The organism is Roseovarius halophilus (ex Wu et al. 2025), assembly GCF_047086965.1.
In genome coordinates, this window is sequence record NZ_JBKOTX010000297.1 from 1 (window position 1) to 4,907 (window position 4,907).

Consider the following 4,907-nt stretch of genomic DNA (forward strand, 5'->3'; position numbering starts at 1 on the left):
GACCCGCCGCCCCACGGGGCGGGCGCTCGGGTGAGGTCTTGCCGAGCGGCACCGGGGCGCGCGGCGGTGATGACAGTGTTTGCGGCAGGGCGCCCCGTGCGGGCCGGGCGCTGGCCTGGGTGTTGGTGACAGGCGTCATTTCAGGGCCTCCAGCTTGGCGGGGTCGAACCCCGGTCCGGGGACGAGGTCGACCCCCTCCTTCGACATGCGCACTTCGACGCCGGCGTCAACGAGGGCAGATTTCAGGCGGTCGACTTCGGAGAAGTCCTTGGTCTTCATCGCCTCGGCGCGCGCATGCAATAATCTGTGCTGAAGTGGGGCAAGCGTCATGTCATCCCACCGAGCTACCAAACCCTTAAAGACACTGCTCCAGTCCGCTATGTCCAACCCCAAAAATGACAAGCCGCCGCTCAGACCGTCAAAGTCGGATGCCTCATAGAGTTCGTGTAGAACCGAAATAGCTTTGTGCGTATTCAGATCATCGCGCAACGCGGCGAGAAAGTCCTCGCGAACAACAGACTCGTCTGCATCGAGACAGGCGGCAGCCCACTTGTTAAGCGTTCGCTCCGCCTCTTCCCGCTTCTTCTGCGTCCAGTCCATCGGCTTGCGGTAGTGCGTCGACAGCATGACAAACCGGATCACTTCGCCCGGCACGCCCTGGTCCAGCAGGTCGCGCACGGTGAAGAAATTGCCCAGCGACTTGGACATCTTCTTGCCTTCGACCTGCAGCATCTCGTTGTGCATCCAGACGCGGGCCATTTCCTCGGTGCCGTTGGCGCAGCAGGACTGGGCGATCTCGTTCTCGTGGTGGGGGAACATCAGATCGTTGCCGCCGCCGTGGATGTCGAAGACCTCGCCCAGCAGGGCCTTGGCCATGGCCGAACACTCGATATGCCAGCCGGGCCGCCCGACGCCCCAGGGGCTGTCCCAGCCCGGCTCGCCCGCCTGCGAGGGCTTCCAGAGCACGAAATCCATCGGGTTGCGCTTGTAGGGCGCGACCTCAACCCGGGCGCCGGCGATCATGTCATCGACAGTGCGCCCGGACAGCCGGCCATAGTCCGCCGTCCAGCTGTCCACGGCGAACAGGACGTGCCCCTCGGCCGCGTAGGCGTGGCCCTTGGCGACCAGATCCTCGATCATCGCCACCATCTGCGCGATATAGGCCGTGGCGCGGGGCATCTGGTTGGGCTCCAGCACGCCGATCTCGGCCATGTCGTCCAGATACCACTGCGTGGTCTCGGCGGTGATGTCGGAAATCTCGCGCCCGGTCTCGGCCGCCCGCGCGTTGATCTTGTCGTCCACATCCGTGAAGTTGCGCACGTAAGTGACGTGATCGGCCCCGTATTCATGGCGCAGCAGCCGGAACAGCACGTCGAAGACGATCGCGGGCCGCGCGTTGCCCAGATGCGCGCGGTCATAGACCGTTGGCCCGCAGACGTACATCCGCACGTTCTGGGGATCGAGCGGGACGAAGGGCGCCTTGGTCTTCGTCCGGGTGTTGTAGAGTTCGATCGTCACGATGCGGCCTCGCAGCGGTTTGCGCCCGCGGGCCTAGCGACTTTCTGGATCAAGGGAAACGTGAAAGAGCGGCCCGCGCGACTGGTGTCAGCAGGGAATAATGCAGCAGAGGGTGCAGATGCTCTTCATGCTTCCCTGATAGACCGTCGCCACGGGCGGTGGCAACCCCGGACGGCGTCGCCCCGGCAAATTCGCGGGTCGCGGCCCGGCCGTGGCAGCCGGGAACAAAAGAAAAAGCGGCCCACCGCAAGAGCCGCTTTTGGTCATCAGAGCATGGCTTGAACGCGGGCGATCAGAATTCGAAGGACACCCGGGCGGCCACGGTCGTGACATCAAAGTCGTCGCCCCTGCTCGCGAAGTCATCGAACTGGTGGTCCAGCACCTCCGCGCCGACCCGGATGTCGTTACCCACGCGGTAATCGACACCAACGCCGTAGAACGACCCGGTATCACTATCGTCAAGAACCCCGCTGATCGTCAGCTTTGCCGCGCCAGCAGCCAAGTAGGGCAGCCAGTTTCCAGCGTCGTAGCCCGCGCGCAACTTCGCCCGCAGGATGCTGTCGAACTTATAAATCCCGTCATTAGAACTCTCAAGGTCAAAGCCCGAAAGCTCCAGCTCGCCGCCCAGCACGGCGCTGCCGAAATCACGGTCATACCCGGCATGGACCCCGTAAGTCAGCCCGTCGAGTGCTTCGGCGCCAAAATAGGTCGAGTCGGTCGCATCAGCGTAGCCCAGCGACCCGCCGGCGTAAAAGCCGGTCCAGCCGGTACCGACCGGTTCGACCACGACCGGCTCGGGCGGCTCGGTTGTCACCTTGGCGTCTTCGAGGGATCCGGCAAGCGCGGGCGTGGCGCTCAGCAATCCGGCAGCGGTCAAGGCGGTGAAAGAGGTGATTTTCATGATACATTCTCCCTAAAATAGTGGGTAGTTTCGCGGTGAAGTACCAGACTCGGGCTATGACAGCGGCAGTTTTCATGCAACCTGCCGGGCGGTCAACTGGTCGCGCCTGTTGCGTTGCCGCCGCAGGGGTCACCCGGGCAAAGTGATACGTTCCGCGCAACCTCGCCCATGGTCAACGAAACAAACCCGTGCCTGACCGGCCAGTGATCGCCGATCCGGGACCACGCGCCGCGCCGGTTCGCGGGCATCCGGTCATGTTGTCGTCAGCTCAGGATGGGCCCTGCCCGCCGGACCCTTTTACGGTTGGCTGATCATTCCTCCGCACACCGGCGCGGCCGTTCGCGTCGTGCCCGGGCAAGAGGTCGGCAGGCCCCGCGCCACACGCACGGCCAGAAAGGCAAAGGCCTGCGCCTCGAGCATGTCGCCGTCCAGCCCCACGGATTCGACCGGCGCGACAGGGCAATCACAGCCGGCGGCGATCATGGCCATCAGCGTGCGGTTGTGCCGCCCGCCGCCCGCAACCAGCACCTGAGCGGGTGGCGCAGGGCACTGGTCCATCCCGCGGGCCACGGCGGCGGCGGCACAGGCCGTTAGCGTGGCGGCGGCATCGGCATCCGAAAGCCGCGCGACGGCATCAGGTAACTGCGGAAATTCGTTGCGGTCCAGCGACTTCGGCGGCGATCTGAGGAAATGGGGTGAAGACAGGAAATCATGGACGATCTCATCGGCCGCCGTGCCCTGCGCGGCCAGCGCGCCGCCTTCATCGCAGTCCAGCCCGCGCCGCGCCTGCATCAGATCGTTGATCGGCGCATTGGCCGGGCCGGTGTCGAAGGCCAGCAGCGCGCCGGGCGCCTCGGGGGCGGGCTGGCGCGGGTCGATCCAGGTCAGGTTGCCCACACCGCCGAGGTTGAGCACCGCCAGCGGCGCCTCGGCCCCCAGCCAGCGGGCCAGCGCAAAATGGTAGAAAGGCGCCAGCGGCGCCCCCTCGCCGCCCATGCGCACATCCGCCGACCGGAAATCCCAGACCACGGGCAGGCCCAGCACCTCGGCCAATACCGCGCCGTCGCCCAGTTGGTGGGTGCCGCGCCCGCGCGGATCATGCGCCAGGGTCTGGCCGTGAAAGCCCGCCAGCGCCACCGCCGCCAGCCCAGACAGCGCCTTGGCATGGACCGTCTCGACGATCTCGGCGGCCTCGGCGAGATCGTCGCCGGGCCATTTGCCCAGGGCCGTGCGCAGCACCTGCCGCTGCGCCGCTGTATAGGGCACGAAGCGGGTTTCCCCGGTGCCCAGCAGCCGCGCGCCATCGGTCTCGATCACGGCCACGTCGACCCCGTCGAGCGAGGTGCCCGACATGGCCCCCGCGGCCCGAACCCTGCCCGCCTTCAACATCCGCTTTTCCTCTGCCAGACAGCGCTCTATAGAGTGCGCCGAAGCCACCACGGGGACAAGACATGACCTATCATCCCAAGTCCGATTTCATGGCCACGATCATGGAGCGCGGCTTTCTGGCCGACTGCACGGATTATCAAGGCCTTGACGAGGCCCTGAGCCAGGGGATGGTGACCGCCTATATCGGCTATGACGCCACGGCGCAGTCGCTGCACGTGGGGCATCTTCTGAATGTCATGCTGCTGCGCTGGTTTCAGAAGACCGGCCACCGGCCCGTGACTCTGATGGGTGGCGGCACCACCAAGGTGGGCGATCCCTCTTTCCGAGCGGAGGAGCGGCCGCTGCTGACCCCGGACCAGATCGACGCCAACATCGCCGGGATGCAGGCGGTTTTCGCGCGCTACCTCGACTATGGCGAGGACGCGGCACGGGGCACGACGGCCTTGATGCTCAACAACGCCGAGTGGCTGGACGGGCTGAACTACCTCGACTTCCTGCGCGACATCGGGCGGCACTTTTCGGTCAACCGGATGCTGTCCTTCGAGTCGGTCAAATCGCGGCTGGACCGCGAGCAGAGCCTGTCGTTCCTCGAATTCAACTACATGATCCTGCAGGCCTATGATTTCCTCGAGTTGCACCGCCGCTACGACTGCCTGTTGCAGATGGGCGGCTCCGACCAGTGGGGCAACATCGTCAACGGTATCGACCTGACCCGCCGGGTTCTGGATGCCGAGATCTACGGGCTGACGACGCCGCTGCTGACCACCTCGGACGGGCGCAAGATGGGCAAGTCGGCGGGCGGCGCGATCTGGCTGAACTCCGAGATGCTGTCGCCTTACGAATTCTGGCAGTTCTGGCGCAACACGACCGATGCCGACACCGGCCGGTTCCTGAAGCTCTACACCGAACTGCCGGTGGCGGAATGCGACCGGCTGGGCGCGCTGGGCGGGTCCGAGATCAACGAGGCCAAGATCGTGCTGGCCAACGAAGTGACGACACTGCTGCACGGCGCGTCGGCGTCGGGCTGATGACGCAGGCGCTGAAGGTCACGCCCCGCGACAAGGTGCTCGAGGTCGGCACAGGCTCGGGCTATCAGGCG

The 4,907-nt window shown here is 65.6% G+C and carries 3 protein-coding genes and 2 pseudogenes; 2 read left to right on the forward strand and 3 right to left on the reverse strand.

Annotated elements, in window-relative coordinates; translation table 11 throughout:
- Positions 1-135 precede the first annotated feature (135 nt).
- From cysS to ACH107_RS29925, 3 genes are all read right to left on the reverse strand, one after another.
- Positions 136-1,521 (reverse strand): cysteine--tRNA ligase, encoded by a 1,386-nt coding sequence (cysS, locus tag ACH107_RS29915; RefSeq protein ID WP_412509352.1) that lies wholly within the window; start codon positions 1,519-1,521, stop codon positions 136-138.
- Between the two features lie 289 nt (positions 1,522-1,810).
- Positions 1,811-2,419: an outer membrane protein gene (locus tag ACH107_RS29920; protein ID WP_412509351.1), complete on the reverse strand. Its 609-nt coding sequence runs from the start codon at positions 2,417-2,419 to the stop codon at positions 1,811-1,813.
- A gap of 297 nt (positions 2,420-2,716) precedes the next feature.
- Positions 2,717-3,808, reverse strand: a complete 1,092-nt coding sequence (locus ACH107_RS29925) for an anhydro-N-acetylmuramic acid kinase (RefSeq protein WP_310692146.1) — start codon at positions 3,806-3,808, stop codon at positions 2,717-2,719.
- A 62-nt stretch (positions 3,809-3,870) separates the two neighbouring features.
- Between ACH107_RS29925 and tyrS the strand changes: the two are divergent.
- Positions 3,871-4,830: pseudogene (gene tyrS, locus ACH107_RS29930) on the forward strand (tyrosine--tRNA ligase); the annotation flags it as partial.
- Positions 4,827-4,907 (forward strand): annotated as a pseudogene (locus ACH107_RS29935) (protein-L-isoaspartate O-methyltransferase); the annotation flags it as partial. The pseudogenes tyrS and ACH107_RS29935, both read left to right, overlap by 4 nt.